The organism is Myxacorys almedinensis A (assembly GCF_010091945.1).
Taxonomy (GTDB): domain Bacteria; phylum Cyanobacteriota; class Cyanobacteriia; order Leptolyngbyales; family Leptolyngbyaceae; genus Myxacorys; species Myxacorys almedinensis.
The window spans coordinates 58,086-71,313 of the sequence record NZ_WVIE01000002.1; the positions used below are offsets into that span (position 1 = coordinate 58,086).

The 13,228-nt window shown below is 50.2% G+C and carries 15 protein-coding genes and 1 riboswitch; of the genes, 8 read left to right on the forward strand and 7 right to left on the reverse strand.

Annotated features, from left to right (window positions below):
- Positions 1–630: tetratricopeptide repeat protein (locus tag GS601_RS01830; protein ID WP_162421556.1), on the forward strand; the 630-nt coding region annotated here is incomplete at its 5' end.
- Between the two features lie 38 nt (positions 631–668).
- Here the strand turns inward: GS601_RS01830 and GS601_RS01835 are convergent.
- The gene (locus GS601_RS01835; protein WP_162421557.1) at positions 669–1,001 is read right to left on the reverse strand and encodes a type II toxin-antitoxin system PemK/MazF family toxin; all 333 of its coding nucleotides are present in this window, start codon (positions 999–1,001) and stop codon (positions 669–671) included.
- Positions 986–1,180 (reverse strand): DUF2281 domain-containing protein, encoded by a 195-nt coding sequence (locus GS601_RS01840; protein WP_162421558.1) that lies wholly within the window; start codon positions 1,178–1,180, stop codon positions 986–988. The genes GS601_RS01835 and GS601_RS01840 overlap by 16 nt, the downstream gene beginning before the upstream one ends.
- Positions 1,181–1,274: 94 nt before the next feature.
- Here GS601_RS01840 and GS601_RS01845 point away from each other — a divergent pair, with 94 nt between their 5' ends.
- Together GS601_RS01845 and GS601_RS01850 are read left to right on the forward strand one after the other, a co-directional pair.
- A complete protein-coding gene (locus GS601_RS01845) occupies positions 1,275–1,427 on the forward strand; it encodes a hypothetical protein (RefSeq protein WP_162421559.1) in 153 nt (50 codons plus the stop codon).
- Positions 1,405–1,632: a hypothetical protein gene (locus tag GS601_RS01850; RefSeq protein ID WP_162421560.1), complete on the forward strand. Its 228-nt coding sequence runs from the start codon at positions 1,405–1,407 to the stop codon at positions 1,630–1,632. The genes GS601_RS01845 and GS601_RS01850 overlap by 23 nt, the downstream gene beginning before the upstream one ends.
- Positions 1,633–1,730: 98 nt before the next feature.
- Here GS601_RS01850 and GS601_RS01855 read toward each other — a convergent pair whose 3' ends face one another.
- Together GS601_RS01855 and speA are read right to left on the reverse strand one after the other, a co-directional pair.
- Positions 1,731–2,738 (reverse strand): sirohydrochlorin chelatase, encoded by a 1,008-nt coding sequence (locus GS601_RS01855; protein ID WP_162421561.1) that lies wholly within the window; start codon positions 2,736–2,738, stop codon positions 1,731–1,733.
- Between the two features lie 34 nt (positions 2,739–2,772).
- A riboswitch (cobalamin riboswitch) is annotated at positions 2,773–2,932 on the reverse strand.
- 87 nt (positions 2,933–3,019) lie between these two features.
- Complete coding sequence (gene speA, locus GS601_RS01860) at positions 3,020–5,017, reverse strand: biosynthetic arginine decarboxylase (protein ID WP_162421562.1); 1,998 nt, start codon at positions 5,015–5,017, stop codon at positions 3,020–3,022.
- 277 nt (positions 5,018–5,294) lie between these two features.
- Between speA and ndk the strand changes: the two genes are divergently transcribed.
- Positions 5,295–5,744: a nucleoside-diphosphate kinase gene (ndk, locus tag GS601_RS01865; protein WP_162421563.1), complete on the forward strand. Its 450-nt coding sequence runs from the start codon at positions 5,295–5,297 to the stop codon at positions 5,742–5,744.
- 114 nt (positions 5,745–5,858) lie between these two features.
- Here ndk and GS601_RS01870 read toward each other — a convergent pair whose 3' ends face one another.
- Positions 5,859–6,617: a TerC family protein gene (locus GS601_RS01870; RefSeq protein ID WP_162421564.1), complete on the reverse strand. Its 759-nt coding sequence runs from the start codon at positions 6,615–6,617 to the stop codon at positions 5,859–5,861.
- 292 nt (positions 6,618–6,909) lie between these two features.
- On the opposite strand from GS601_RS01870, the gene psaM reads away from it, so the two are divergent.
- Positions 6,910–7,005, forward strand: a complete 96-nt coding sequence (gene psaM, locus GS601_RS01875) for a photosystem I reaction center subunit XII (protein WP_162421565.1) — start codon at positions 6,910–6,912, stop codon at positions 7,003–7,005.
- 391 nt (positions 7,006–7,396) lie between these two features.
- Positions 7,397–7,795, forward strand: coding sequence for a slr1601 family putative cell division protein (locus tag GS601_RS01880; protein WP_162421566.1), 399 nt, complete (start codon positions 7,397–7,399; stop codon positions 7,793–7,795).
- Positions 7,796–7,922: 127 nt separating this feature from the next.
- Here the strand turns inward: GS601_RS01880 and GS601_RS01885 are convergent, their stop codons facing one another.
- Together GS601_RS01885 and GS601_RS01890 are read right to left on the reverse strand one after the other, a co-directional pair.
- The gene (locus GS601_RS01885) at positions 7,923–8,795 is read right to left on the reverse strand and encodes an SH3 domain-containing protein (protein WP_162421567.1); all 873 of its coding nucleotides are present in this window, start codon (positions 8,793–8,795) and stop codon (positions 7,923–7,925) included.
- Between the two features lie 115 nt (positions 8,796–8,910).
- Complete coding sequence (locus GS601_RS01890; RefSeq protein ID WP_162421568.1) at positions 8,911–9,702, reverse strand: hypothetical protein; 792 nt, start codon at positions 9,700–9,702, stop codon at positions 8,911–8,913.
- Positions 9,703–9,838: 136 nt separating this feature from the next.
- On the opposite strand from GS601_RS01890, the gene selD reads away from it, so the two are divergent.
- Together selD and mnmH are read left to right on the forward strand one after the other, a co-directional pair.
- Positions 9,839–12,094, forward strand: a complete 2,256-nt coding sequence (gene selD / locus GS601_RS01895) for a selenide, water dikinase SelD (protein WP_162421569.1) — start codon at positions 9,839–9,841, stop codon at positions 12,092–12,094.
- Between the two features lie 68 nt (positions 12,095–12,162).
- The gene (gene mnmH / locus GS601_RS01900) at positions 12,163–13,218 is read left to right on the forward strand and encodes a tRNA 2-selenouridine(34) synthase MnmH (protein WP_162421570.1); all 1,056 of its coding nucleotides are present in this window, start codon (positions 12,163–12,165) and stop codon (positions 13,216–13,218) included.
- Positions 13,219–13,228 lie beyond the last annotated feature (10 nt).

Genomic DNA, 13,228 nt, shown 5'->3' on the forward strand with positions numbered 1-13,228 from the left:
CAAGGACGCTACAGCGAGGCAGAACCGTTGTACGAGCAAGCGTTGGAAATGAAGCAACGGCTGTTTGAAGGCGACCACCCGGATGTGGCAATGAGCCTGAACAACTTAGCAGGTCTTTACCGTTCGCAAGGACGGCTGAGCGAGGCAGAACCGTTGTACGGGCAAGCGTTAGAGATGAGGCAACGGCTGTTTGAGGGCGACCACCCGCATGTGGCAACGAGTCTAAATAACTTAGCGGCTCTCTACGAATCGCAAGGACGGCTGAGCGAGGCAGAACCGTTGTACGGGCAAGCGTTGGCGATGTATCAACGGCTGTTTGAAGGCGACCACCCGGATGTGGCAGGGAGCCTGAACAACTTAGCACTTCTCTACAAGTCACAAGGACGCTACAGCGAGGCAGAACCGTTGTACGGGCAAGCGTTGGCGATGTGCGAGAGAACACTAGGAACCAATCATCCCAATACGCAAACTACGCGAGAAAACATAGCCCTACTCCGTCAGCAAATGCAGCAGACGGAGCGATCGACCCCACCCCATCCGCATCTGGTTCGGCGTCCGTCTCTTTTTCATCGACTCTGGCAGCGAATTAAACGATTCATCCGACGGCTAATGCGATTAGTGTTTTATTGAGAATCGAGACCGCGATCGTAAGCTACTGCTATCCTCATTCACTGCTGCAAAATCCCAATCAGTTTTGCAATGACCTCATCTAATTTCTCAGCCTTTACCCGCCCCACCCTAGACAAGATGATATGTTGATCGGCTGTAAACAAACGATTAGGACGAATATTGCTCCTTTGCCTGAGACTCCCTAAAGCGAAGTCGCTGTTCTCAACGGCGATCGCATAATTATCAGAAATAGACTGACTGGTGATTTGACACAGAATTAAATCCTCTCCGCGCAACCCGGCAACCACCAGCGCCGGGCGTTTCTTCGATTGCGTCAAATCAGAGAAAGGAAACGGAACTACAACCACATCGCCTTTTACAAATCTTGCCACGCTTCATCTTCCTCTGGTCTGAGCCAATCTCTGGCTAATGCAGATTCACTCAGCACACTCACCTCAAATTTCTCCTGAGAATGCTTTGTTTGCAAAACCTTCAGAAAATCGAACACCTCATCCAGCAAATCATCTGGCATCCCTTCAATTTCTTGAATCACTTGCTCTCTCGATCGCATGTTCAACGCATCCAGAAACACCACTAGATACAGGCTATTGTATGTCCTAGCAGGGCAGACAAGCGACGATTCGATCAATGCAGCATCGCTTTGATTGAATTTCGCGATCGTCCTAACTCACTCCACCGCAACCCCTGATTTTGAAGACCGCGATCGCACAATTTCGCCGCTCCAATCCCGTCAGTACAATAAAACAGTAGCGCGATCGTTGGAGCATTTAAGCCATGCCACAAGTGATGACGTTTGAAGCCATGAAACAGCACTATCAAAATGAATGGCTGCTAATTGCCTACACCGAAATCGATGAAAACCTCAATGTGATTCAAGGCGAAGTCCTCGCCCACTCAACCGATGTCGAACCCCTCTACGATCTGATGCCACAGTTCAACGATCGAGCCGTGGCGCTAGAGTACATCGGCGAAATTCCGAAAGACTTAGCGTTTATCTTATGACTTCCCGCATCTATCCCGTTCAGCGATCAGGGAACCTCTTCCTCACCCTCCCCCGTGGAATAGGGATTTTAAGGGCGAGGGCAAAACATCTGTGCTATCTACGGAGCCTGCCAAATCCGTTCATGATAGTCAGACAGCTTTGCGTAAGGGTCTACACTTCCATGCCCGTGCGAATGCCCATGATGATCGTGATGATGATCATGCCCATGATTGTGCGCGTGATCCTGTCCCTTCGCCACTGCCGCCAACCGGAACTTACACATCTCACAATTCATTGCCACCTGTCCCAACTGCGTCTCAATCTCGCGATCGCGCAGAATTGAAAACAACTGAGGATGAATTCCCATTTCAGGCAGATTCACAATCTCAATTTCTGGATAGCGCTCCCGCATCTGAGCCGTCACATCATAAATCTTCTTCACCAGCGTCCCGGTAAACAAGAAATGCGGCAACACAATAATCCGCTTCGGCTGATAAAGCTGCGATCGTCGAAACCCTTCCTCCAACCGGGGATGCGTAATCCCAATAAAACACACCTCCACCGTCTGATAGCCGCTGCCTTCCCAGATCATCCGCGCTAACTTGTACACATCTCCATTCGCATCCGGGTCACTCGCGCCGCGCCCCACAAACAGCAGCACCGTATCTTCTCGCCGAATCGGTGAATCATCCAGTTCTGCAAGGCGCGATCGCCACAACTCCAAAATTCCAGGCGTAATTCCAAAATGCCGCCCATAGTGAAACGTCACTTGGGGGTGTCGTCGTCGGGCGCGATCAAGTTCATTCGTCACATCAAACTTGTTATGCCTTGCCGCAAACAACAAAATCGGCAACACCGAGAACTCTGTAAATCCCTGCTCCACGCATCGATCTACCCCTTCCTGAATAGTCGGTTCAGTTAGCTCCAGAAAACACGGCAACACCGGGCGGCTCCGATCCATCGCTTGATACGCCGCTGCAAAATCCATCAAGCTTTGTCGTCCATCATGGTCACGAGTTCCATGCCCAATCAACAGCAACGGACGCTGAATCGGAAGTGGCAGAAGTGAGAGTGATGCGATCGCCGCTTGTTCCCAAGCAAAATCATCCAGCGTTAAAGTCAACATTTAAAGTCCCTTTCCCTGTGCAACGCAGGAAATAGAGTGAATAAGCATCAATGCAGGTATTCTGGCTGAGAACAGAGATAAAGCATCTTCCATTCTTTACAGTTGCGGCACAGCACCGGACTCTCACCGGACTTCCCCCACACAGATACGGTTCACATGTGCTTTGTTATCTTACCTTGACCGTCATTTCTGAAAACCCCATGGGAGGGGATTACCAAGCTCAAGAAGACAACTAAGCCCGTTAGTTTGATAATCGTTTGACAATCCCCCGTTCCGCAATCTCAAGAAGACAGATAGGTGTATCCGCTCAAGCTGCGCTCATAGTTTTGCAGCAACATCTGCGACTCTTGCAGCGTAATCCGATCCTCTGCTAGGGCTTGTTCTGTTTGCAAACGGATGCTTTCAACCAAATCCTCAACGTCATACTGCACATAGCCGAGAACTTCCTTCATCGTGTCACCCTTCACCACATGCTCGATTTGGTAACTCTTAGGCGTCAGGTGAATATGAACGGTGTTTGTATCACCAAACAGATTGTGCAAATTGCCCATAATTTCCTGATAGGCACCGTTGAGAAACATGCCTAAGTAGTAAGGCTGATTGGGTTTGAGATCATGCAACTCCAGCACAGATTTTACATCTCGCAGATCGATAAACTGATCAATCTTGCCATCACTATCACAGGTGAGATCTGCCAGCGTTGCCCGTTTTGTCGGCTCCTCATTCAGCCGGTGAATCGGCATAATCGGAAAGAGTTGATCGATCGCCCAACTATCGGGCGCAGACTGAAACACCGACAAATTCATGTAATAGATCGATGCCATGATCTTCTCTAAATCTTCGAGATCATCAGGGACGTATTCTAGCTGCCGGGCGATCGCTAGAATTTTTTGACAGCACGCCCAATACAATCGCTCTGCCCGTGCCCGTTCAGTCAAACTCAACTGCCCAAACCCAAACCGGCTCACCGCTTCTTCTTTAAATTCAGTGGCATCGTGAAACATCTCCTGAAAATTCTCAGCATTGATCGAGCTATAGGTTTCGTAGAGATTGCGAACGGTGAGCGATTCATCCTCTTGCAGAGGTTCGGGTTCGTCAGAAGGCACATCGCTCGTTCCCAGCACATCAAACACCAAAACCGACTGATGAGATGCGATCGCGCGTCCACTTTCACTCACCAAAGTCGGCACCGGAATAGCAGCGATCGTGCAGGCATCTTTAATCGCCGCCACCACATCATTGGCGTAGTTCTGAGTGCTGTAGTTCTTAGACGCATGAAAATTGGTGCGCGACCCGTCATAATCGACGCCCAAGCCGCCCCCCACATCAAGGTACTGCATGTTCGCGCCCAGCCTCCTTAGCTCTACATAAATCTGCCCCGCTTCCCGCAGCGCCTCTTTCAGCACGCTAATGGCAGAAATCTGAGAGCCGATATGAAAATGCAGGAGTTGAAGACAATCCAACATATCCGCCGCTTTAAGGCGATTAACCGTATCGATCACTTCCGGAACCGTCAGCCCAAACTTGGCGCGATCGCCAGCAGAGGTGCCCCATCGCCCGATCCCTTTCGCGCTCAGCTTTGCCCGGACTCCCAAAATCGGCTTGATCCCCAGCTTACGGCTCGCCTCGATCACCAAATCCACTTCTTCAACTTGCTCCAGCACAATGATCGGCGTTTTCCCCAAGCCTCGCGCCAGCATTGCCGTTTCCACATATTCTTTGTCTTTATAGCCGTTGCAAATGACCAACGCGCCCGGTGTCTTCAGCGTCGCCAAGGCAATCATCAACTCTGGCTTCGACCCTGCCTCTAGCCCAAACTGGTGAGGCTGCCCAAAGCGCACCAAATCTTCCACCAAGTGGCGCTGTTGATTGCACTTTACCGGAAAGACGCCTTTATAAATTCCGGCATAGCTATACCGTGCGATCGCTCTAGCAAACGCCGCATTGATTCGCTCGATCCGATCTTCCAAAATATCTGAAAACCGAATCAACAACGGTAAGCCCAAATTGCGCTGTTTGAGGGCATTGGTCAATTCCAACAGATCGAGAGAACCGCCGCGATCGCCCTTGGGGGAAACCGTGACATGACCCGCTGCATTAATTGAAAAATAGGGATCGCCCCAGCCTTCAATTCGATAGAGATCTTCGCTGTCTTCAATCGTCCAATCTGGCTTCGCATCAAGAGGAGCACTAACAGCCTTCTGCCCGTTCACCTCTGGCATCGGTTCACGGTTCAGAATTTCTAAATCTTTCTTAGCGGTTGTAGAACGTTGCCCCATTCTGCGGCTCCTCTCAGTGGTAATCATGCAATCGACTGCCAGTGTATCGCACTGCTACCAGAATGGGAGTAAGTCGCGACACGTCGTTGGATAAGTCATTCCGAAGGTAGAAGAGCACCCTCCTCGTTTAGCCGAGCAAAGCCCGCAGACATCAGACGTAGCCTGCTCCTTACAAACGAAAATTTGCAGCCTGTCTCTCTGCTTTCAATGTCCTCCTTCTTCCGTTCTAGGCTAATCTGGTCTGTGTAAAAATCAGTATTTTTTTGGGAGTCTCAGCTTGGAACGCACATTTTTAGCGATCAAACCCGACGGAGTTCAGCGCAAACTCATCGGCGAAATCATCAAACGGTTTGAGACGAAAGGCTTCACCCTGGTTGGTCTCAAGTTTATGAGCGTTAATCGTGAGTTAGCCGAACAGCACTACGACGTTCACAAAGAACGCCCCTTCTTTGGCAACTTGGTCGAATTCATCACCTCTGGACCGATCATTGCCATGGTTTGGGAAGGCGATGGTGTCGTTTCTGCCGCTCGAAAAGTGATCGGCGCAACCAATCCTCTCACCGCAGAGCCAGGAACGATTCGAGGCGATTATGGAGCTAACATCGGACGCAACCTGATTCACGGTTCCGACGCGATCGAGACGGCTCAGCGCGAGATTGCTCTGTGGTTCAAAGATGAAGAGCTAGTCAACTGGCAACCTACACTCACGGCTTGGATTTACGAATAACTCAAAGGTTAAATAACTCAAAGGTTAGCTCGGCAAGTCATGTAGGCTCAACGACAGAAGGCGACTTCTCATCTAAGTCGCCTTTTCTCTAGCGTTTTGTCTCTAGCATTTTGTCTACCGTTCTTCTTTAACTTCCACCGCCGGACTTTCTTCAAACTCAACGGCGGCATCTGTCACTGCCAATTGCTCGTCTTGAGCGACGCTTCGTTCGGAAAAGCCCCAAGCAAACAGCAAGCCAATGATCGAAAGCATTAGCCACTCTGGAGGCACGAAACTATCGTTAATCACGCGAAGTAAAAGTCTGATCCCCACTAAAGACACGGTTAAATATCCAGCATCTTCAAGGTGGGAGTATTCTTTTAACCAGCGAATAAATAGACCTGCCATAAATCGCAGGGTAATAATTCCGATCGTGCCTCCGATCAGAACCAGCCACGTTTCATCAGAAATTGCGATCGCAGTTGTGACGCTATCCAAAGAAAATGCCAAATCTGTAATGGCAATGACCGGGATCGCTTGCCACAACGAGGCAAATCGAGGTTCAGTCTGCTGTTCGTCCCCCACTTCAGACTTAGAGGTGAAATATTGGAACACCAGCCACAGCAGGTAGAGCGCCCCTGCCAACTCAAATTGCCAAATCCCAATCACCCGCGAAGCAAACACGATCAGCGTCATGCGAAGCACGTAGGCAAAAACCAAGCCGATGTTGAGGGCGCGCTTTTCGAGTTCGGGATTTTGCAGCCCTTGAGTTAAGGCTGCCAGCGCGATCGCATTATCTGCTGATAGCACTGCTTCTAATGCTACTAAAACCGGCAACAGCAGCAGGGTTTGAGCGCTAAGTTGATCGGGAAAATGGAATAACTGATCTAGCATTTGAGACTCTACGACGTCAAAACAAAGTAAGCACGAGATAAGAGACACCTATCATGTCATGATTGCCTACTTATTCAGCCTACTCCCTTCATCCTAGATTCTACCTAGAGATAAAAAACTGGCTAGAGGCACATCGCCCCAATGGGGGCAACGATCGTTTGACCAAACCCACCATCTGTTGGGATCTCTTTCTTGCGCCGCCTCTGTTGCATCTTGTTACAAAGGCTTCCCGAAATGGGCATTTTGGTTGAAATTGAGGAACTATAACACTGAGATAAGGAGTTTGAAAACTATGTCTTTATCGGATACCCAAATCCTGGTTGCTTTGGTTGTCGCCCTGATTCCGGGGATACTCGCCTTCCGTCTGTCAACCGAACTGTACAAGTAGGTTCCTTGCCTAGCCTGGCAGGAAGCTTGATTTGCCTTGGTTCTCGGTTTAGAAAAACGACCCAAAAAACTTGCGATCGTTTTCCCAACTCCGAGTAAACTAGCAAGACTTGTTTCCTGTCAGTCTCCGGGTTTCACACCCAGACAGGAAAGATGGAAAGCTGCTTAGTTCACCCGTACTTCTTGATTTTGCGTCACAAATTTGCGATTTTGGGTTAGCTCTGTATCCAACCCAACCAATTCATTTAGTGGAATGGATATTTCAAGGGCAACAGGTCTGCTTTGCGAGCAAGACGCAACGAGGTAGAGCGAGTCTAGAAGTTGCTGTTTATTTCTTTATTTTGCACTGCTTTCCAGTCAATTTTTCTGTTTGCTGTCACGCCGTTGAACCCATGAGCGCACTGCCTTTACCCAAGCCCCCTGCCCAGCAGCCCAAGAGAACTCCTCGTTCCAATCCTCACGCTACTCAAAAGCGTCAGCAACGCCACTATCAAGCCCTTGCCTTTGAAGCAACGCTCAAAATTGGGGTGAATATTGTGATTTCGGGAGCCGCGATCGCAGCCCTAATTCAGCTTCTTCCTTACCGTGCTGCCCAACAGACCAAGCTGAAGGAGATCCAATCTGAAGTCAGTACAACTCATGAACGGGTTGGAAAAGTAAAAGCAGACTTTAACCGCTACTTTGATCCTCGTCAAGCAAAGTCAATTATTCAAGAGCAAACCAATTTGGCTGATCCCCATCAAAAAAGTGTGGTGTGGGAGCCTGAATTGCCCACTGCTGAACAGCCGTAACTCTCCCTTGCAACTCGTAGCGCCAAAGATGAACGTTTTGCAGAGAAATGCTGCGTCTGTTTTGTGACCTCAAATTTGTTAGCTCAAACGGGAGGGGGGCTAGTCCTTCGTTGGCTCACTCTTTGTGCTAGTCGCCTACGACAAATGCCTGCATGATCCACTTGCCGTCTTCTTTGGCAAACAGAACCCGGTAGCCTAGCGGGTTGTAAGCGTAGCGATTTGAAACATAACCCGATTTGTCGTTGGGCAAAATCACTGGAGTCCAGGCGCTGAGACTGCTTTGTTGAACCGTTTCAGGCATGTCGAGCATCGCTGTTCTGAAGGTATTGCGATCGAACTTGACAATCTCGTTCGTCAGCAGAGCCACAACCGGAGAATTAGTATTGGGCTGCGATCGCACATTCACATTCTCGCCGACTACGATCACGGACGTTTCGTAAGCCACAGCTTTTTGGTCGTCAGGGGCATCTTTAATCGCACCGTTAAACTGGCGAAAAGTGGTTGGGCACGAAAAGAAGATTCGCTCATTGGTGCAGCCTAGCGCCAACGCCTTCTCTAAATCTGCCCAGAAAGGAGACTTAGGATTTTCGGGATTAAGGTAGCTAATCGTCCGCTCAGGTCCAAATCCTAACTTTGTTTCAGGGGTGACGATACTGCGAATAAATTGAGCATCGCGATCGCGCACTGCTTGCTTAACTCGCTCTAAAAATTGAGCAAAGTCTGGCACTTGAGCCGACTCATCCGTAAGGCTAATTTTCCAATGAGGAAAATTTGTAAGTTCTGCCGATGAAGAGGGTGCAACATCCGGTCTGGGGGACTGAGGCGCAGACGGAATACGAGGCTGGGTCGGCATTGAGGGCTGTAACTCAGTGGTCGGCGATGTAGACTTGTCCTCAGTAAGGGGTAGCGAACTGCGGTTAAAGTACGTCACGGCGGCGACAGAGCCAATAGCCGCAGAAAGCACAACCGCTCCAGACAACAATGCTGCTTGATATTTCATAGTATGTGGCTGCCCAAGACTCGAAACGGGCATGTCCTTTGTACTATATAAATTCACGCATAAGCGCTAGAATTCCGGACTATTCTTCTCTCTCAAAAGAAAGACCTGGCGGCGGTTACGCGCCCAAACTCTTTATCACGTCTTTGCCATTCTGCTGAAGAATGATGGTAGGCTCTCCACTCCGGCTCATGGTGATGCGCTTGAGCAGAACTTGCCCATTTGCCAAGTAGTCTCCAGACTGCACATAGCGAGGGGAAGCATCGGGTTCTTGAACGATCGCAGTCAATTTTCCACCCACTTGCAGGACGCCAGTAATGGTTACGGTCTCGGCTAACGCCGTCAGCGTCACTGGTACAGAGTTTGGCAGCGCGTTTACGGAAGCAGAAGCAGTGGCAGCGATCGCAAGCGGGGGAAGGGCAGTAATCGGAGCAGGAGCGGGCAAGATTGCCGTCTGCACAGAGTTTGGAACACCCCCAGGCACAGCGTTGACCTGTACTTTTGGCAGGGGAAACGACGCACTGGTTGAAGACTGCGCTTTGGGCTGGGGCTGACTTTGTGTGAGCTTTTGTGGCGGCGTAGGTTTTGCCAAGAGTTGAGCCGCCATCCTGGGGCTGATTCTGAGGTCGCCCGGAGGCAGTGCCGCAAAAGGATCGCGATCGCCTCCACTCGGATTTGAAGCCTGACCTCCCGCCGAAATTTGAGCGACTCGGGCTGAGCCATTTGTAACCTGAATCATGCCTTGAATTGGAACGGATGGCAACACAGGAGGGGCAGCAGGAACGGTGGGTTGAGAGAATGTTTGAGGGATAGGGGAAGGTTGGTTGGCTTGGTTGGTAGGAGGGCTACCACAGCTTGCTAGTACTAATGTTGCTGAAGCTAGACCAGTCATCAATTTCAGGGTTTTCATACTGACTCTTCAGGTTACACGTAGTTGATTTTTTACCAGAATATCCCCTATTCTTCCCCGTGCACGTTTTGTTTCACCACGCCAGATTTGTAGTGACCGCAATCGCATCTCAGGTCAACTTCAATAAGATAGAGACATGAATTCATCGACGCATCCCATTTCCAAAGATCTGGTTCTCGTTGGCGGCGGGCATAGTCACGCGATCGCGCTGCGGACGTTGGCAATGCATCCCCTCCCCGGCGTACGGATCACGCTGATCAGCGACCCATCAGATACGCCGTATTCTGGTATGTTGCCGGGGCATGTCGCAGGATTTTATGCTCACGAAGAATGTCACATTAATCTACGATCGCTCTGTCAAGCGGCACAGGTAACTTTGATCTGCGATCGCGCCATCGGGCTAGACTTGGCAACCAATCGGGTGCAATGCATCAATCATCCTGCGATCGCATTTGACATCGTATCGATTGACATTGGCAGTACGCCAATATTACCGCCAGCATTTCCTTTATCTAAACACCACGTTGGAGCAAAACCAATTCCAGCGTTTCTAGAGTGGTGGTATCACCTGTGTGAAAACGTGCCATCAAGCTTAAATCTTGGCATTGTAGGAGGCGGCACAGGTGGCGTTGAGCTTGCTTTGAATATGAACCATCGTTTAGAGGAAGTGCTGCGTCATCAAGAGCGATATCAAGAGCGATCCGAGCAGCATTTCACAATTCATTTATTTCACCGGGGTCAGCAGCTATTACCCAACCACAATCGATGGGTGCAACGGCATTTTCAGCATCTTTTGCGCGATCGCAACATTCAACTCTATCTAGGAGAAACGGTGGAAGGAATTGCAGAAGGTGCAATTTTCTGCGCGTCGGGGTTAACGGTGCCATGCGATGAGACGGTTTGGGTAACGGGGGCGGCGGCTCCACGGTGGATTGCCCAATCGGGGTTAACGGTTGATGCAGACGGGTTTATTTTGGTGAATGATGCCTTGCAATCGGTGTCACATTCCCAGGTGTTTGCGGCGGGAGACATTGCCACGATGAGCCATTATTCTCGACCAAAGGCGGGAGTGTTTGCTGTGCGGCAGGGGAAACCCTTAGTTGAGAATCTCCAAAATGCCTTGAGGGGGCGATCGCTAAAGCCCTATCGCCCCCAAAAAAACTATCTAAGCCTGATTGGAACAGGGGATGACTCAGCCGTCGCATCGTATGGAATTTTGGGACTTCATGGGCGTTGGTTGTGGACGCTCAAAGATCAGATCGATCGGGCATTTATGAATCGCTTCACGACCTTAGCAGAGACGATGACGCCAGACGACGCAATCCATCCCTCCTCTCCTGCTAGCCCTATTTCCATGAGGTGTCTAGGCTGCGGTGCAAAAATAGGAAGCAGCATATTAGAACGGGTATTACAACGCATTCGAGATGAGTTGCCCAATGCTAAACGAGAAGATATTTTACTGGGGCTAGATGACCCAGATGATGCAGCAGTGGTGCAAATCCCATCGGGAAACGTCATGGTGCAAACCATCGATTATTTTCCGGCGCTAGTGAGCGATCCATTTTTGTTTGGGCAAATTAGCACAAATCATAGCTTGAGCGATGTGTTCGCCATGGGAGCAACGCCTCAGAGTGCCCTTGCGATCGCAACTCTGCCTTACGCCACCGAGCCAAAACAAGAAGAAACGCTCTATCAGCTTTTGTCTGGCGCAGTTAAAACTCTTCACCAAGCTCAAGCCGTCTTGATTGGTGGACACACGATTGAGGGCGAAACTCTTGCCTTTGGCTTAGCCTGTAATGGGGTTGCCCGACCGGATCGGCTGCTCCGAAAAAATGGACTGCACCCCGGACAAGTTCTAATTTTGACAAAACCGATCGGCACCGGAACGCTCTTTGCCGCCGAGATGCGCCATAAAGCAAAAGCCCGATGGATCGATGGCGCGATCGCATCGATGATATCTTCTAATCAACACGCAGCAACCTGCTTTCTGCACCACGGCGCAACCGCCTGCACCGATATCACCGGGTTTGGGCTGCTAGGGCATTTGGTTGAAATGGTGAAAGCATCTAGAGTTGCGATCGCGCTTCAATTAGAGGCTGTGCCAATGTTGGAAGGAGCGCAAGACTGCATTCAACAGGGCATTTTTAGTTCGCTTTATCCGCAAAATCTTCGCGCTAGTCAGTGGGTTGCCAACGATTCCGCGCTCCGGTCTCATCCCCTATTTCCGTTACTGTTTGATCCTCAAACCTCTGGCGGATTGCTCGCCTCAGTGCCATCGGCTCAGGTAGACGCCTGTTTAGCCGCTTTAAAGGCGGCAGGATATTGTCACAGCACGGCGATCGGGTCTGTCTATCCTAAACAAGATGGTGTAGAAGCCGTTACGATCTCATAATGATCTCATAATAATAAATCTCATAATTAAGTTGACGTTAACCACACGGCAATTATCCCTTACCGTTCATGGCTCAAAGCTGCTCTGTCGATGACTTTCTTAATCGCTCAACCGTGCTTCTCGACACTCGCAGTCCGGAAGAATATCAACAGGGACACATTGAGGGTGCAACCAGTTTTCCTCTCTTTTCAGACGACGAACGGGCGCAAGTTGGAACCTGCTACAAGCATCATGGGCAAGCCGCTGCGATCGAGCTTGGGTTAGAATTCGTTGCCCCAAAAATGGTGGAGTTTGTCAGAACGGCAAAGCACCTTGCCCCCGATCGAGCCGTTCGGCTCCACTGTTGGCGCGGCGGTATGCGAAGCAGCAGCATGGCGTGGCTCCTCGAAACCGCAGGATTTGAGGTAACTCTGCTCAAAGACGGCTACAAATCCTTTCGCCATTGGGTACGGTTGCAGTGTGCTTGCCCTCGGCAAATTTTGACGCTGGGCGGCATGACCGGATCGGGCAAAACTCAGATGCTGTATGCCTTGGCAGAGCAAGGAGAACAAATTTTAGATTTAGAAGCCGTTGCCCATCATCGGGGCAGTAGTTATGGTGCATTGGGATTGCCAGAACAGCCGACAACCGAGCAGTTAGAAAATGCGATCGCGCTGCAATGGGCAACCTTTGACCCCACTCGCCCGGTGTGGATCGAGGCGGAAAGTCGGCGGATCGGGATGTGTCGTGTGCCCGATGAACTGTTCGATCAGATGATGAAAGCACCCGTTATCCAGATGGTGCGATCGCGTCAAGAACGAATTGATATACTGCTAGACGTGTACGGCTCAGCCAATCCTGAAGAGTTGGTGGCAGCCACCGAGCGCATTAGCAGAAAGTTAGGGGGACAACATGCCAAACAAGCCGTTGACTATATTCGGCAAAGTTGTTTAACCCCTGCGATTGACCTGATCTTGAACTATTACGACAAAACGTATTTGTACGATTTGCAGCGACGAAATACCCTAATTCATACGGTTGATGTGACGGGGCTATCGCCTCAATTAGCGGCAATCCGTTTGATTGAGCAATCGCAGCAAATCTTGAAAGCGCGATCGCGACAAGAGTCGATTGTCCCATCCTAATATCAACCGC

Bases quoted from the DNA above. Each gene is read 5' to 3' on its own strand.
- GS601_RS01840 (WP_162421558.1), bottom strand. From the start codon at position 1,180: ATGCGATCGAGAGAGCAAGTGATTCAAGAAATTGAAGGGATGCCAGAT.
- GS601_RS01885 (WP_162421567.1), bottom strand. From the start codon at position 8,795: ATGAAATATCAAGCAGCATTGTTGTCTGGAGCGGTTGTGCTTTCTGCG.
- selD (WP_162421569.1), top strand. From the start codon at position 9,839: ATGAATTCATCGACGCATCCCATTTCCAAAGATCTGGTTCTCGTTGGC.
- mnmH (WP_162421570.1), top strand. From the start codon at position 12,163: ATGGCTCAAAGCTGCTCTGTCGATGACTTTCTTAATCGCTCAACCGTG.
- GS601_RS01850 (WP_162421560.1), top strand. From the start codon at position 1,405: ATGCCACAAGTGATGACGTTTGAAGCCATGAAACAGCACTATCAAAAT.
- speA (WP_162421562.1), bottom strand. From the start codon at position 5,017: ATGGGGCAACGTTCTACAACCGCTAAGAAAGATTTAGAAATTCTGAAC.
- GS601_RS01880 (WP_162421566.1), top strand. From the start codon at position 7,397: ATGAGCGCACTGCCTTTACCCAAGCCCCCTGCCCAGCAGCCCAAGAGA.
- GS601_RS01890 (WP_162421568.1), bottom strand. From the start codon at position 9,702: ATGAAAACCCTGAAATTGATGACTGGTCTAGCTTCAGCAACATTAGTA.
- psaM (WP_162421565.1), top strand. From the start codon at position 6,910: ATGTCTTTATCGGATACCCAAATCCTGGTTGCTTTGGTTGTCGCCCTG.
- GS601_RS01870 (WP_162421564.1), bottom strand. From the start codon at position 6,617: ATGCTAGATCAGTTATTCCATTTTCCCGATCAACTTAGCGCTCAAACC.
- GS601_RS01855 (WP_162421561.1), bottom strand. From the start codon at position 2,738: ATGTTGACTTTAACGCTGGATGATTTTGCTTGGGAACAAGCGGCGATC.